The sequence below is a fragment of the Dyadobacter fanqingshengii genome, assembly GCF_023822005.2.
GTDB lineage: Bacteria > Bacteroidota > Bacteroidia > Cytophagales > Spirosomataceae > Dyadobacter > Dyadobacter fanqingshengii.
On the sequence record NZ_CP098806.1, the window covers coordinates 4,368,147 to 4,383,514 of the forward strand.

Consider the following 15,368-nt stretch of genomic DNA (forward strand, 5'->3'; position numbering starts at 1 on the left):
TGACGACGTCAATATTAAGTGGTTTTTAAAATACAAAAGTAAGCAAATCCAATCGAATCTTTTAGAGAATGATGGCTATGCTTACTCTTGAATATATGCAAATTTTAAAGCAATTCGAATGTCATTTGTTGGGACAACCGCAATCCGTTTTCCGCTTGAATATTCCGAGGAATTTCTTGGATTTCGGCTTTTTGTAACCCTTATACTTTTTCTTTTTGACTAAAAGCTCAGTCTTCGCGTTCGCTGGTTTGGCATTAACCGTGTTAACACCGGATATTCCGCAAATCAATGCGAGTACGAGAAATAAGGAAGCAAATTTTGTCATCATATTCATTTTTTAGGATTACAGAACCTTATATACTCAACGCATTTAGGCTGTTATCCTGTATAACCGATCAAACCCAATTACAAGTTCCCTAAATCTTACGCTCTAACCAACTCAATGATAGCGATTTCGGGCAAAATACCCACACGCCCCGGATAGCCTAGATAGCCAAAACCGCGATTAACATACAAATGCTGGTCGTTTTCGGTGTATAACCCGGCCCATTGTTTGTATCTGTATTGCACAGGGCTCCACTTCAATCCACCGATTTCCACACCAAACTGCATGCCGTGCGTATGCCCGGCCAATGCAAGGTCAATGTCTTTGTACTTAGGTAAAACCTGGGCTTGCCAATGACTTGGATCGTGTGAAAGCAGAATTTTGACAGGAAAATCATCCGTATGCTGATATGCCTTTTCAAGGTTTCCATATTTGGCAAAATTACCTGCGCCCCAATTTTGAATCCCTATTAGGCCAATTTCTTCGCCATCAACACGGATCGCGCGGTTTTCATCCAACATTAAATTCCAGCCTAATAACTGATGCGCTTTTCTCAGATCTGCCAGATTATTCGTTTTGGCTTCCACACTCGGCCATTGGAAATAGTCACCATAGTCGTGATTTCCCAGGATTGAATGTACACCCAGCGGTGCTTTTACTTTATTAAAAATATCAATATAGTCACGCACTTCCAGCGCGCGGTCATTCACGAGGTCGCCCGTGAAAAATGCAATATCCGGTTTTTCCTTCATCAACATTTCGACGCCTCCTTTCACGGCCGTTTTATTAAAAAAGCTTCCTGAGTGAATGTCAGACAATTGTGCGATTTTAATCCCGTCAAATGCTTTGGGCAGATTTTTAAGTGGAATGCGCACGCGGCGAATGCGGTAATCGTGCGCGCCTGAGATTATGCCGTACGCAAATGTGCCCATAAGCCCGGCCCCTGCCACCATGGCCGTCGTGGCCAGGAATTGCGAACGCGGAATGGTCTGCTCTCCCGAAACAGGTGAAACTGGCGCCGCGGATGGAAAGAAAAAGCTCGCTATCCATTGTAAAAAACGGCGAATGTCGTCCAGGAACAACAGGAAAACAGCCAGTAGTTTGGACAAATAAGGAATCGCTATGAAGGCGACAATGAATGTGCGCGTGGTGCTTTTGAGGTAATCAGGCGGAAGAAGCTGCATCATAATGTAAGCTCCTAATGTCAGTGCGGTAAAAACCCAGTAGGCTCCGCCGATCCAGCGTTGTGTCTGTGGCATTAAATTCCGGATCGCAAAACGTAATCCCTGCCACACATACCAATCAATCGCAAAAAGTATGAATGTTAAAAATATAAAAACGAATGTCCTGTTCATTGGGGGGTGATAATGATCATATTGCACGTTAACACCGCGCAGAATTTTCTCGTTCGGCAGCATTTAGTAATTTTGAAACTACTAAACGAAAGACAATATGCCGGAATTTGATTTTAAGCGCTTTCACATCCGTTCCATGAATGCTGGCTCTGACGAAGAGCGTGCGCAGATCAATCAGGAATTAAAAGACATGTATGCATCTCTTTCTGAGGAAGATAAAGCTGCTTTCAACCAACAATTACAGAAATTTCTCGCCAGGGAAGTGAGCAGGATCAAGTCGGATTACGAATCCGTCCACGGTCTTGACCGGCCTAACTAAACAGATTACGGCTAGTTCAGGCGCGGGTCGATGGGATAATGTGCTATGGAACGATATTCGCCGCCCATATTGCGCAGGATCTCACGCCAGAAGTTTTCAGGTGGTGTTGTGAAAAGGAATTCAGAATTTGTGCTTGAAACAATCCACGAATCCTGCTTCAATTCTTCATCCAGCTGGCCGCCGCTCCATCCCGAATAACCTATAAAAAAGCGGATATCGTCAGCATGAAATGTGTTGAGGTTCAGAAGCATTTTTATACTATCAAAATCGCCTCCCCAAAACACATTCGGCATAATTTCAGTCCCACCGGCAATCAGGTCGGGCCGCCTGTGGATGAAATGCAGGGTATTTTTTTCAACCGGACCACCTAAATGCAAGGCAATGTCCTGATAAATGGTTTCGTCCAGCACATCGCCCAGAAAAAGATCGGTAATCTGGTTCAGGACAAAGCCGAAGCTGCCTTGTTCATTGTGTTCGCACATCAAAATAACACCTCTTTCAAAATTGGGATCTCCCAAGAACGGTTTGGCAATTAACAGACTTCCTTTTGAAATTTTCAGGGCTGATGGCATAGTGAGTTATGGCTTTAATGATCAAAAACGTAATATATTTAATTTTTAGCAACAATTTTGTGGCATACAACAAAAGGAATTAATCGTTTAACTATTTTAGATCAAATCGAAAAAAGAAAGATATGCCGTATATAAAATCTGTGCGAGGCTTCAATCCCACATTTGGGGAAGATTGCTGGCTTGCCGAAAACGCAACCGTTGTTGGTGATGTGGTCATGGGCAGCCATTGTACGGTTTGGTTCAATGCTGTGGTTCGGGGAGATGTGAACAGCATTCGCATCGGCGATTATTCCAATATCCAGGATGGTGCTGTAATTCACTGCACTTACCAACGATTTGCGACAAAAATTGGCAGTTATGTGTCCGTGGCGCACAACGCAATTGTTCACGGATGTACGATCGAAGATCACGTGCTGATTGGCATGGGCGCCATTGTGATGGACGGGGCGGTAATCGGAACAGGGTCGATTGTGGCCGCAGGTGCCATTATCACACAGGGAACAAAAGTCCCACCTGGGACAATTTACGCGGGCAATCCTGCAAAATATCTCAAAGATGTGTCAACCGAGCTGAATGCCGCCATTGACCGGACGGCCAACAATTACATTACTTATTCGGGCTGGTTTCGGGAAGAGGAAGGAAAATGAGCATTAGCCCATTTCCTTTTTTGCGTTCAGATATCCCTTAATCACAGTGAATGTGGTGATGGCAAGGAAGAAAAGTATGATGTATTGCACATAATCTACGATCCAGGGAAAGCGCTCTCCAAACAGGAAGCCGCCTCCTGTTAAAAGCCCGATCCAGATTGCACCGCCGGCAACATTGTTGATTAAAAATGAAACAAACGGCATTTTTACCAAACCCGCCAATATAGGCGCAAATGTGCGCACGATTGGAAGAAAACGGCTGATAATCAATGTCCTGCTGCCGTATTTGTCGAAATATTTTCGCGTAGTTTCAATGTGCTTTTTCTTAAAAAAGAAAGAATCCGGCCTGTTTTCGAACATATCACCGAAATATTTCCCAAAAATATATCCTACCAAAGAGCCCAAAACGGCAGCTGCGAACAAACACAACAGCAATATGCCGATGGGAACCTTTAGTATACCCGTTCCGCAGAAAACACCTGCGAGGAACACCAGGTAATCACCTGGCAAGAAAAAAGCAAAGAACAGCCCGTTTTCAGCAAAAACGATAAACGTAATCACCAGCAGGCCGCCTGTGCGGATCAATTCTTCGGAATTAAGGATATATTGGAAAAACTCGGCAATTGAATTCATAATGCTGATTTAAACGGGCTAATCGGAACAGAGGATCACAATGCTGCCAAATTTAAGCATTTTCGGATAGTTCAAGCCAGCGCATTTCCTTATCCGCCTGACTTTCGGTCAATTCCTCAATCTGCTTCGACCATTGAGCAAGCTCTGCGTGTGAACCGCCATCATTCAGTTTTTTAACTAAAACACCCTTCTGCTCTTCCATTTTGGCAATGTCCGATTCCAATTGCTCCATTTCCTTCTGCTCTTTATAGCTTAACTTACGCTTCGGCGCTGTTGCCGCAACGGGAGCTGCCACAGCGGGAGTTACCGTTTCTTTTATCGGCTGAATGACATGGGTCGTATTGCTTTTTCCTGCATTAGCATTGCTTCCGGAAGTTTTTTTCTCTGCTTCCTGTTCATCCTGATACTCACGGAGTTCTGTATAATTTCCTGGAAAATCGCTGATCTTACCTTCTCCTTCAAATACAAAAATGTGCTGAACGAGCCTGTCAAGGAAATATCTATCGTGGGAAACGATCACCAGACAGCCAGGGAAATTCAATAAGAACTCTTCCAAAACATTCAAACTCGCAATGTCCAGATCATTCGTTGGCTCATCGAGGATCAGGAAGTTGGGTTGTTTGATCAATATCAGAAGCAACTGCAACCTTCGTTTCTCCCCGCCGCTTAGTTTGGAAATAAAATCATATTGTTTGGAAGGCGAAAACAGGAAGGCCTGCAATAAATGTCCAACTGTAACCGTCTCACCAGTTCCCAGCTGCACAACCTCCGCAACATCTTTCACAATGTCGATCACCCGTTGGTTTTCATTAAATACCAGGTCCGACTGCTTATAATAACCAAACTGAACCGTCTCGCCTTTCACGATCTGACCTTTATCCGGCATTAGCTCACCCGTAATCATATTCAGGAGCGTCGACTTGCCCATCCCGTTCTGGCCTACGATTCCAATGCGGTCGCCTTTTCGGAATGTGTATTCGAAGTTTTTGATCAACTGTCTTTCACCAAAACCTTTGCTGACATTTTCCAGCTCAATGATCTTGCTGCCCAGCCTCGAAGTGCGGACATTCAGCTCCATTTGGGTATCAAACTTCTTTTGACTGGCCTTTTCTTTCAGCTCTTCAAATGCATCGACGCGATATTTTGCCTTCGTTCCGCGTGCTTTGGGTTGACGGCGTATCCAATCCAGCTCTTTCCGCATTAAGTTACGCGCCTTGTCAATTCCGGCAGCTTCCATTTCTTCCCGTTCTGCCTTTTTTTCAAGGAAATAAGTGTAATTTCCTTTATATGGATAAGCCGAGCCGTGGTCCAGTTCGAGCATTTGATTGCAAACTGTGTCGAGGAAATATCGATCGTGGGTTACGACCAGAAGCGTTGTATTGGATGTGTTGAGGTAATTTTCAAGCCATTCAACCGTGTCCAGGTCCAAATGGTTGGTAGGCTCATCCAGGATGAGCAAATCAGGATCTTCCAGCAAAACCTTCGCCATAGCAACCCGCTTGCGCTGACCGCCGGATAATGTTCCAAAAAGATTTTCGGTGTGATGAATGCCCAGGCGACCCAGGATTTCTTTGGTTCTATATTCAAAATCCCATGCATTGTATTTATCCATATCCTCCATCACCTCCGAAAGCTCGTCGTGATTATCCGTTTCAATGGCGTGCTCGTAGCGCTTAACAACCTGTGCGACCGGGTTATTGGAAGAAAAAATCACGTCCAGGACTGTCAGGCTTTCATCGAAAGCCGGGCTTTGATCCAGGTAACCCACCCGAATGTCTTTACGAATGCTCACTTCTCCTTCATCTGCCGGGATTTTACCCGTCAGAATGTTCAGAAAAGTGGTCTTGCCCGTTCCATTCGTTCCGATGAGCGCAACCTTATCGCCCCTGCTGATTCCAAAATTGATGTTTTTAAAAAGCCATTGATCGCCAAATGACTTTGCTATATTTTCTGCTGAAAGGTAATTCATGATCCAAAGTAAAATTCAATTCCTACAAAGGTAGGACAGATCTCAAACAACAACGAAAAAATTCGTTTTGAAAGGGTAAATAGCATAATATTGCCCTTTATATTTAGTTATATGGTTCCATAGAACACATTTTAAATCATGTCCAAGCAATTTTTATTCCTATTCTCAACCGTTTTCCTTTGTTTTAACGCAGTAGCACAAGACGCAAATTTTAAGAATTACACTCAAAAAATAGGAGGTAGCCCGCAAGTCTACGATATGGTCGCGATTCCTGGCGGCGAGTTTTTAATGGGAAGCCCTGATTCCGAAAAAGGTCGCAGACCTGACGAAGGCCCTCAGCACAAAGTAAAAATCGAGCCCTTCTGGATGGGCAAAACAGAAGTGAACTGGGATATTTATGATCTCTATGCGTTCAAAAATATGGAAAAGGAAATGGCTGCCCGCCACCCGGATCCTGATAAAAGTGTCCAAAAGACCGACGCGAGCACCCGCCCCAGCCCACCTTATGTAGATATGTCGTTTGGTATGGGGAGATCCGGTTATCCCGCGATTAACATGACACAATATGCAGCCATTCATTTTTGCAAATGGCTTTACGAAAAAACCGGCATTTTTTACCGGTTACCAACTGAGGCTGAGTGGGAATACGCATGCCGCGCAGGTTCAAAAACAGCTTACTCATTTGGACCTGACGAGTCGAAAATCGATGAATATGCCTGGCACCGCAAGAACAGCGACGCAGCTTATAAGAAGATTGGTTTAAAGAAGCCAAATGCATTCGGATTACATGATATGCACGGAAATGTAATGGAATGGACATTGGATCAATACATTCCGGATTATTATGCCAAACAACCTGCGGGAGAAAAATACGCGCCGGTTACGGAGCTTTATCCAACAGCCGTTCGTGGCGGTTCCTGGGATGACGAGCCTGCCGACCTGCGCAGCGCAGCACGTACAGCGTCAAAAGCAGAATGGAAGATCCTGGATCCACAGCTTCCTAAAAGTGAATGGTGGATGACAAGTGCATCATTTGTGGGTTTCCGCGTGGTTAGGCCGCTTAAACAACCTTCTCAGGAAGAGATTAATGCTTATTACAGTCCAAAATTGATTGAAGATTATTGAGATCATATTTAAACTCTTAACATAATAATGGAACAAAATAGACGTGATTTTCTAAAAGCATCGGGCTTGTTTGCCGGCGGTGCAATGCTGAATCCGGTTCGCGGATATGGTTTTAACAGTGCGGTGGGTGAGACGATTAAAGTCGCTCTTATCGGTTGTGGCGGAAGAGGAACGGGTGCAGCTGCGCAGGCATTAAGCACGACCCAGAATGTGCAGATCGTTGCGATGGCGGATGCTTTTAAAGACCGTCTGGATGAATCATACAAAAACCTGACTGCCAAAAAATACAAAAATGCGGCAGGAACGGTGGTTGATATTAAAACGAAGGTGGATGTGCCTGATGACCGCAAATTCGTAGGATTTGACGCTTTCAAAAAGGCCATTGCTTTGAAGGATGTGGATGTTGTTATTCTGGCAACGCCTCCTGGCTTCCGCCCTTCGCATTTTGAAGAAGCTGTAAAAAACGACAAGCATATCTTCATGGAAAAACCGGTTGCTACGGATGCGCCGGGAATTCGCAAAGTGCTTGAAATTGCCGAAGAGGCTAAGAAAAAGAAATTGAATGTTGTGGTTGGTCTGCAACGCCATTATCAGGCAAACTATCTGGCTGCTATCAAGAGAATCCATGATGGTGCAATCGGCGATATCGTAGGCGGACAAGTTTACTGGGTTGGAAGCAGCCCCTGGATGAAAGAACGCCAGCCAAACCAGACTGAAATGGAATACCAAATGAGAAACTGGTATTATTTCAACTGGCTTTGCGGTGACCACATTTCGGAGCAGCACGTACACAACATTGACGTGGCTAACTGGGTGAAAAAAGGTTATCCTGTTTCAATTCAGGGAACCGGCGGTCGCACAGTCCGTACTGGTAAGGCTTATGGAGAGATTTTCGATCACCATACATTGGATTTGGTTTACGCTGACGGAACCATTATTTCCAGTCAATGCCGTCAATTTGAAGGCACGTGGAATAAAGTGGATGAGGCTTTTGTAGGAACAAAAGGACGCATCGATAGCTTTGATGGCAAGAAAACCATATTGAAGGACTACAAAGGCGGCGTAATCTATCAACACGACGATAAAGGCGATAAAAACCCATATCAGGTTGAACATGACGAGTTGTTTGCTGCTATCGCCAAAGGTGAATATAAATTTGCTGACGCTGAAAACGGCGCAAAAAGCACAATGACAGCCATTATGGGTCGTATGGCCACTTATTCAGGTAAGATGATCAAGTGGGATGAGGCTTTCAATTCGGATATCAATCTGTTCCCGGACAAATTGGCCTGGGATGCTTCTCCAAAAATCCTTCCGGGTCCAGACGGACTTTATCCGGTTGCGGTTCCTGGTAAGACGCAGGTTATTTAAGATAAAATGCAGTAAAAAAGGGCTCTCAGGAGCCCTTTTTTGTTTGTAAGTTGTAAGAGAATTTCTAAATTAGATAAGGAATGTCCCTTGGATGGAATTCTAATGTTACACCAACGATATAGTCAGTGAAACTTAGCCTGAGAAACGCTGTGCTCATTCTGCTAACCGGCATGCTTTTGCTAGCTGTCGGTTCTTTCCTCAGGTCGGATCAAATACAACTTAGTAATCCGATTATCCTCACCGCACTGGCTATTGAATTTGTAGGAACGATCTGGCTTGTCCTAAGTCTTAATCAAAGACGCAAACGCAATAAGATCTAAACTTTGCTTGCCCTGTTGCGAAGGTAAAAATCAGCCAGAACCAATGCTGCCATTGCCTCCACGATCGGAACAGCACGCGGAACCACACATGGGTCGTGACGGCCTTTTCCCTGTACAATGGCAACGTCACCTTGCTGGTCAATGCTTTCCTGATCTTGCATAATAGTTGCAACCGGCTTGAATGCTACGCGGAAATAAATATCTTCTCCATTGGAAATCCCACCTTGCACTCCACCGGAATGGTTTGTGCGCGTATGCACTTTGTCAGCGTCATCAATATAAAATGCGTCATTATGCTGTGATCCCAGCAACGTTACGCCTTCAAAACCGCTGCCATACTCGAATCCTTTCACCGCATTGATGCTTAGCATGGCTTTGCCCATTTCTGCATGCAGTTTGTCAAATACCGGCTCGCCCCAGCCTGCCGGAGCACCTGTGATGACGCAATTCACAACGCCACCCACCGAATCTCCCTGCTTTCTGACCGAATCAATGTAATCGAACATTTGCTGCGCCATTTCAGGATCGGGACAGCGAACTGCATTGCTTTCTGTTAATGTTAAATCGAGTTCCTGATAAGATTTTTCCAGCTTCAATGTCCCTACTTGTGACACGTAGGACTGAATGTTCACACCCAAATCCGCTAAAAGCAGCTTCGCGAGCGCGCCGGCTGCGACTCTTGCCGCTGTTTCTCTTGCCGAGCTTCTTCCACCGCCCCTGTAATCGCGGACGCCATATTTTACCTGGTAAGTGTAATCTGCATGAGAAGGGCGGAACTGGGCAGCAATGTGCGAATAATCCTTGCTGCGCTGATCTTCATTCCTGATGATCAATGCAATGGGTGTTCCGGTTGTTTTGCCCTCAAAAACCCCTGAAAGCACTTCGAATTCGTCCGCTTCCTTGCGCTGCGTTGTAATTCTGGACTGGCCTGGCTTACGCCTGGCCAGTTCGCTTTGAATGAAATCAGAGTCAAAATTGACGCCTGCGGGGCACCCTTCTATGATAACCCCGATTCCCGCACCATGCGACTCGCCAAATGTGGCTATTTTGAATATCTTACCGTATGTACTTCCCATTAATTTTTACTTTCTGAATACCCAAACCATTGCGATCAGCAGCAGAATGACAATGCCGTTGGTGGTGTCTTTTAAAATCTTTTTATAATCTATCGAGTCTTTACTGCTATCGAGGCTTTCCAGGTTATCATACAAGCCCGAAGAGCCGCTTAATGATAAGTTTGCGAGCTTATAATCCTCTCCCTTTACGGAGAGCATTTTCGCCGAACGCAATGTATCATATTTGGCCTTTGCCGAATTGAAATAAACCCACTGAAAATATCTCCCCAAGGGAAACTCGCCATCTTTTCTTGGAACGACAAAGTAATCGAAAGTTTTCTCTCCTATCACGCTTTGATAACTTCTTTTAATGACCTGACTGACTTCCGGCGGATAAATGTCGAAAGTTGAGCTTGTTTGGATCGTCGGCGCTGGAATTGCAGCAATGTTTCCAATCCCTTCGACTTTAAATATGTAACGCACACTCTCACCGGGATAAACGAGTTCGCTGGATAGGTTTTCCTTTAAATCATACTGCCCAACAGCAACCTGATCGCGAAGCGGATGGTCCGGCAACTGGCGCACAGAAATTGTCACTTTATTTGACCTGAAAGATTTTACAACCTTACGTTCGACGTTCACTGCCTTGCTATTATCGATAACCAGCATCTGCAATGCGATGGAAGGAAAAATGATGTCTTCTGTCGTGATCGGAAATAGGCGCGCCTGATACATGTTATACTCGGTGTAGCGACGACCTTTGATGGTAACCCTACGTTTCACAATCTCCTCAATGCCGACATTCTCTTCCCAGCAATTCGCAGGCCGCAATTTTTTCAAAATGGATTGCAGCTGTTCATTGAAACGGTAAAATTCCATTTGAACAGGCGCATTTTCGGCGATATAAAGCGAGATCCGCAGTGCAAAGCCCTCTCTTATGTAAATGGCTCTTTTATCGGTTTGTACTGAAAGAAAGATCCCATCGCCCGTATCTTCCACTTCTGTTTCAAATGGAGGGCTTACAACCGCAGAAAGCGCTTCACCGGAGCTCGCTGACTGTGAAAAAACAACCATTGTCTCCTCCGACTTTAAATTGAGGTTGTTAACGGTAATGACAAATTCCGGAATAAGGTAATTGCCCGGCTTGGCCGCATAATATTCCTGTGTAATGGTTTGTATCACGACCTTCTTGCCATCAACGTTGCTGATGGCACTTGTGGCTGATTTGCTGCGTTTTTCCAGGCCATTGATCTCTGGAAAAATAACCGCAGGCCGCGTCTCGGCGTCACGCAAAACAACTGATATAAGAAAAGGTTGATCCAATGAAAGATTTTTGGAACCCAGCTCGATCGTGGAAGCATTATTAATGGTCTGGGCGCAAAGCGTACCAGAAAAACACAAAATAATATTTAATAATGCATATAATTTCATTAAATATTTTCGTTAACTTTATTAGGAATTGCCGTGATCAGATGTTTTTCGCTTGATTCTTATATAAATTATTCACGTCCCTAAACCACAAAACTACATAATACTATGGCCTCGATGCTTGAATACATAAAAATTATTCTGCAAAAAGTTAGCTTCGACCGCAGATTGTTTGAGAAAGAGCTCAGAAAAGCAATCCGCATGTTGATGCCCGCTGAGGTGAGACGTTTAAGACAATGGTGTTACGATAACTACGGAACAATACATTTACCAGTACTTAATACTTGCTTTGCACGCCTGTCATCACTGGGCTAGAATTTAAAAATTTTAAACAAAAGAAGCCGCTTGGATATCCAAGCGGCTTCTTTTGTTTAAACTAACCAAATTATTTTTTCTTCGGTGTAGCTGCAGTCTTCGTTTTAGCACCAGCTTTCGCGCCAGCCGCAGGTTGTGTTTCTGCTGTCGGAGTAGCAAGACCTAATGCTTCTTTGGCCGCTACATTATCCGGATCTACCGTTAACAACTTTTCCCAATATTCCTTGGCCTTCGCTTCATCTTTCAATGTATTAGCCGCATGGAAAGCAAGGTAGCTGTAAGCCAGTTTCAGATAAGACTTGTACTTGCTTGGATCGGGATCCTTTTCGGCAAGTTCAGTCAATTTCAGGTAATAAGGCTGAGAAATGCCTTTGTCTACGTTTTCCTGTCTGTCATAAGCATTGTAAAGCGTACTTGCTCTCCAATAGTATCCATATGGCCAGTCAGGAAGTTTCTGAGTTACTGTCGCAAATATTGAATCTGCTTTCAGGAACAATGCACGTCTTTCGCCCGCAATCTTAGCGCTATCTGCATAGTTAGAATCTGCTGCAGTTGGAAGCACGTTCGCAGTTGCCATCTGGAAGTTAGATAGTCCAGTGTAGTAATAATCGTTGGCACTTGCTTTCGACGTATCCAATGCGATCCCTTTTTCAAAAGTTGCCGCTGCATTCGGGAAATCTTTTGCAGCATAGTACAATGCTGCTACTTCCTTATAAGCTGTCGCTGCTTCTGCTTTGCTGGTATCCATATCAGCGCCTTTCAGCATATAAGCAACACCAGTCGAATCATAACCTTTTCCGTCTGTTACTTTCTGGTTGTATGCACGACCAAGATATTTGTAATCGTCACCGATCACTTTGTCTGGTGCTACTTTCAAAAATTCAGTCAGGTTTTGAATGGCTTCATCGGGCTTGTTTGTCTTGAAATAAGACCAGCCGTACATACGCAATGTAATTGGGTTATTGATTTTGCCTTTGATCTCTTCAAGCAATTGTAATGATTTTGCGTAATCGTCAGCTGTAAATGCAAACTGAGCAGCACGCAATTTCATTTCAGGATCAGTAGTTCCGCTTTTCTGGATATACAAATCGAAATTTTCAGCTGCTTGTTTATATTTCTGAGCAAAGAAATACAACTCAGCAAGATCCTTATACGCAGGAGCAAAGTTTGGATCTGCTTCTATTGCTTTCTTGTAATTCTCAAGAGCAAGGTTGTAGTTTTTACCACGCAGGTAAATTGATCCGATTGCATTGTGCGCAGTTGCATAGTTCGGTTTTGCAGTTAGAGCATACTCATACGCCGTTACCGCAGCCCCACCTTCATTACGAAGCATGAGTGCATCACCTTTTGCCAAGTAAGCGTCAGCAAGATTTTTATCTCTCTTAACTGCTTCATCCAAAAGTCTGATTGCCTCAGCTGGATCATTGTTTTTCTCGAACAATGTGTAAGCCTCTCCGATTCTGAAAAGGACTTCCGCATCCTTTTTCTTTTTCTTTTCAGCTTCTGCGAAAAGTTCTTTCGCTTTTGCTGTTTCGCCTTTGGCAAGTGCTACTGTTCCTTGTCCTACCTTGTTCAGATAAGATTTATCATCAATCGTTAAACCTTTGTCAAAGGCTTTCTGCGCTTCATCCAGTTGATTGGTTTTTATGTAATAATAACCAAGATAGTATTGATTATCAGCAGAAGGAGCTGTTTCCGCAAGTTTTTTAAATAAATCGCCTGCTTCATTGTAACGTTCTCCGTGTATCAATGCTAAGCCGTCCTGCGTCGTTTGTGCGTGTAAATTAACAAACGCTAATAAACCAATTACCAGTGCTACTAATTTCATTCTCATGTTTCTGTTCATTTTTTACCCGGTTAAAATAATGATAAAAAATTTGGCTTTCCAATAACAAGTCCCAAATCTTAAGTTGTATTACACTTATTAAAAATTCTTCCCTGTGGTGATTTCAAGCTCCCTAGGGTAAGGTACAGTTGGCAATAAGCCCATTTTCTGGATTATCAACCCACCTACATCCCGTGCGATGTAAGTCATTAATCCGCCTCCCAAGCCCGAGTATCCTTCACGGCTGATGATATACAAATCCCGGTGGAGGGGATATCTTTTAAATTCAAGTCCGCCCTGAAAAGGCTGAATGTAATCAGGCAACGAATCCGGCTTCGCTTTTTGTGCGACACCCATCACGTGGATTCCCTTCGAAAGTTCCTCCGATGCCAGAGAATGTCCGTCGCTGATCCAGGTTACACCTATAAATCCCAGGTGCAGTGGATTAGTTCTGACATCCTTTATTACATTCTCGTTCGAACCTGATGAAATTATACGCAAACGTTGAATATCGGTAATCCCAAACTTATTAAGAACAAAATTGAGGTTGCTCGCATTTGCATTGTCAAACACCAACGTGATCAGGCCCTTCTGATTTCCGTCTTTTAATTGAGACCAATCAGTGATCTTACCTTCAAGAATTGCCTTTATTTCCGGCATCGTGATCAGGCTGTCTGTATTAGATTTACTAATCACCAAGGCAAGACCGTCTGTCGCTATGTGCTGAAATTTATGAGATCCTTTCTGCTTCTTAATGATCTCTGCTTCCTTTTCATTCAACTGCCTGGTGGCAAAGATGATCCGGGCACTGTCTTGTAAAAGCTGGCGGATCGCTTCCTGTTCAGGCTTGTAATCCAATTTGAAATGCGTATTCGGATAAATACCCTCGTAAGCATTGGTCAGTGCATTTACTAGTGGTTTGAATGATTCGTCCGAGGCAATGGTGATTGTTCCCTGCCTGGGATTGTCAAGATCACCATTAGAACCACCGCAACCTAGTAAGCTCAGAAACGCTACTGATGTGCCGAGCATTATTCCGGCCGACCTGAATTTCATAGTTCTTTTTGATTTCTCTTTCTCCAAACCCGGTAACCTCTGTAAACTCCGTACACAATAAGTGTGCCAGCAAAAGCATTCCTCGCCAGACTACCGACAGGTAACAACCTAAAAGACAAGGAGGAGAGGACTAAAAAGACCCCTCCTCCTATGTATGTCAGAGCCATTAACACAGAGGTTAGATCACCGATCTTCTCATGCAATGGTTTTTCCCTCATGAGTTACTCCAGTTGGAAATTGATTGGCAGGTTGTACTTAACACGAACTGCACGTCCTGATTGTTTTCCAGGCTTCCACTTCGGCATTGCTTTCACAACACGGATAGCTTCCTCGTCGCAACCAAAACCAAGTCCTTTCAACACAGCCACATCTTGTATACTTCCATCCGTATTTACTACGAATGACATAAACACCCTTCCTGAAACGTTAGCACGTGAAGCTGCACTTGGGTATTTGATATTTTTACCTAAATACTTGTACATTTCAGCCGTACCTCCGGGAAACTCAGGCTGTTGCTCTACAACGGTAAAAACCTTTTCCGGTTCTGGCGCTGCTTCTACAACTGTTCCTTTGCTTGGTGCCGCAACTGCTTCCGGAGCCACAATGATTTCGTTCGCGTTAGGATCTCCTTCAATTGTTTTATCCGCAACAACAGCTTCTTTAATTTCTTCTACTGTTGGTGGTGGCACCTCTTCAGGCACTTCTTCATCCTTTTTTACCTCAGGAGGCAAGAACTTAACCGTGTTCACCTTAGGCTGTTCAACCGGTGGTGGTGGTGGCGGTGGTGGTTCTGCCGGATCTATTGGCGGCGGTGGTATTTTCATTAAATCCACTTCAACCATTGCTACTTCTTCTTCCTCGCCAGCCGACAATTTATTGATAATTGACGGTGTAAACATTGCAAGAACAAAAAGTACAGCTCCGATTAAAGTAGCCTTCGTCACGTCAGCACGATATCCTTGACGAAGTGAAAATGCTCCGTACGCCTTGTTGCGATCAGCAAACACTATATCATCCAGTGTAGCATTCGGGCCTATTTCTGCCATGGCGCTT

At 44.2% G+C, this 15,368-nt stretch carries 15 protein-coding genes; 6 read left to right on the top strand and 9 right to left on the bottom strand.

Translation table 11 applies throughout. The features are described 5' to 3' along the window. Positions 1-423: 423 nt before the first annotated feature. Positions 424-1,680 carry a metallophosphoesterase gene (locus NFI81_RS18105; RefSeq protein WP_234611069.1) on the bottom strand — a complete coding sequence of 419 codons (1,257 nt, stop codon included), beginning with the start codon at positions 1,678-1,680 and terminating at the stop codon, positions 424-426. A 97-nt stretch (positions 1,681-1,777) separates the two neighbouring features. Between NFI81_RS18105 and NFI81_RS18110 the strand changes: the two genes are divergently transcribed. Beyond that, positions 1,778-1,999 (top strand): hypothetical protein, encoded by a 222-nt coding sequence (locus NFI81_RS18110; RefSeq protein ID WP_234611068.1) that lies wholly within the window; start codon positions 1,778-1,780, stop codon positions 1,997-1,999. 11 nt (positions 2,000-2,010) lie between these two features. Here the strand turns inward: NFI81_RS18110 and NFI81_RS18115 are convergent, their stop codons facing one another. Beyond that, positions 2,011-2,571: a YqgE/AlgH family protein gene (locus tag NFI81_RS18115; protein ID WP_234611067.1), complete on the bottom strand. Its 561-nt coding sequence runs from the start codon at positions 2,569-2,571 to the stop codon at positions 2,011-2,013. A gap of 122 nt (positions 2,572-2,693) precedes the next feature. On the opposite strand from NFI81_RS18115, the gene NFI81_RS18120 reads away from it, so the two are divergent. Then, entirely contained in the window at positions 2,694-3,218 is a 525-nt protein-coding gene (locus NFI81_RS18120) for a gamma carbonic anhydrase family protein (RefSeq protein ID WP_234611066.1), read from the top strand. Between the two features lie 3 nt (positions 3,219-3,221). Here the strand turns inward: NFI81_RS18120 and NFI81_RS18125 are convergent, their stop codons facing one another. Both NFI81_RS18125 and NFI81_RS18130 read right to left on the bottom strand, forming a co-directional pair. After that, positions 3,222-3,851, bottom strand: a complete 630-nt coding sequence (locus NFI81_RS18125) for a DedA family protein (RefSeq protein WP_234611065.1) — start codon at positions 3,849-3,851, stop codon at positions 3,222-3,224. 52 nt (positions 3,852-3,903) lie between these two features. Then, positions 3,904-5,820, bottom strand: a complete 1,917-nt coding sequence (locus NFI81_RS18130) for an ABC-F family ATP-binding cassette domain-containing protein (protein ID WP_234611064.1) — start codon at positions 5,818-5,820, stop codon at positions 3,904-3,906. Positions 5,821-5,958: 138 nt separating this feature from the next. Here NFI81_RS18130 and NFI81_RS18135 point away from each other — a divergent pair, with 138 nt between their 5' ends. The 3 genes from NFI81_RS18135 (at position 5,959) to NFI81_RS18145 (ending at position 8,636) form a co-directional block, all read left to right on the top strand. Beyond that, complete coding sequence (locus NFI81_RS18135) at positions 5,959-6,945, top strand: formylglycine-generating enzyme family protein (RefSeq protein WP_234611063.1); 987 nt, start codon at positions 5,959-5,961, stop codon at positions 6,943-6,945. A gap of 27 nt (positions 6,946-6,972) precedes the next feature. Then, a complete protein-coding gene (locus NFI81_RS18140) occupies positions 6,973-8,316 on the top strand; it encodes a Gfo/Idh/MocA family protein (RefSeq protein ID WP_234611062.1) in 1,344 nt (447 codons plus the stop codon). A 125-nt stretch (positions 8,317-8,441) separates the two neighbouring features. Then, positions 8,442-8,636, top strand: a complete 195-nt coding sequence (locus NFI81_RS18145) for a hypothetical protein (protein WP_234611061.1) — start codon at positions 8,442-8,444, stop codon at positions 8,634-8,636. Here NFI81_RS18145 and aroC read toward each other — a convergent pair. Together aroC and NFI81_RS18155 are read right to left on the bottom strand one after the other, a co-directional pair. Then, positions 8,633-9,712, bottom strand: coding sequence for a chorismate synthase (gene aroC / locus NFI81_RS18150; RefSeq protein ID WP_234611060.1), 1,080 nt, complete (start codon positions 9,710-9,712; stop codon positions 8,633-8,635). The two genes, NFI81_RS18145 and aroC, sit on opposite strands and share 4 nt — an antisense overlap. A 6-nt stretch (positions 9,713-9,718) precedes the next feature. Next, complete coding sequence (locus NFI81_RS18155; RefSeq protein WP_234611059.1) at positions 9,719-11,122, bottom strand: BatD family protein; 1,404 nt, start codon at positions 11,120-11,122, stop codon at positions 9,719-9,721. A 105-nt stretch (positions 11,123-11,227) separates the two neighbouring features. Between NFI81_RS18155 and NFI81_RS18160 the strand changes: the two genes are divergently transcribed. Then, entirely contained in the window at positions 11,228-11,434 is a 207-nt protein-coding gene (locus tag NFI81_RS18160; RefSeq protein WP_082217338.1) for a hypothetical protein, read from the top strand. 70 nt (positions 11,435-11,504) lie between these two features. Here NFI81_RS18160 and NFI81_RS18165 read toward each other — a convergent pair whose 3' ends face one another. The 3 genes from NFI81_RS18165 to NFI81_RS18175 all read right to left on the bottom strand — a co-directional run bounded on the left by NFI81_RS18165 (position 11,505) and on the right by NFI81_RS18175 (position 15,361). Further along, positions 11,505-13,262 (bottom strand): tetratricopeptide repeat protein, encoded by a 1,758-nt coding sequence (locus tag NFI81_RS18165; protein WP_234611058.1) that lies wholly within the window; start codon positions 13,260-13,262, stop codon positions 11,505-11,507. A gap of 96 nt (positions 13,263-13,358) precedes the next feature. Then, on the bottom strand, positions 13,359-14,315 hold the full coding sequence (locus NFI81_RS18170; RefSeq protein ID WP_234611057.1) for a substrate-binding domain-containing protein: 957 nt from the start codon (positions 14,313-14,315) through the stop codon (positions 13,359-13,361). Positions 14,316-14,536: 221 nt separating this feature from the next. Then, a complete protein-coding gene (locus NFI81_RS18175; RefSeq protein ID WP_234603137.1) occupies positions 14,537-15,361 on the bottom strand; it encodes an energy transducer TonB in 825 nt (274 codons plus the stop codon). Positions 15,362-15,368 lie beyond the last annotated feature (7 nt).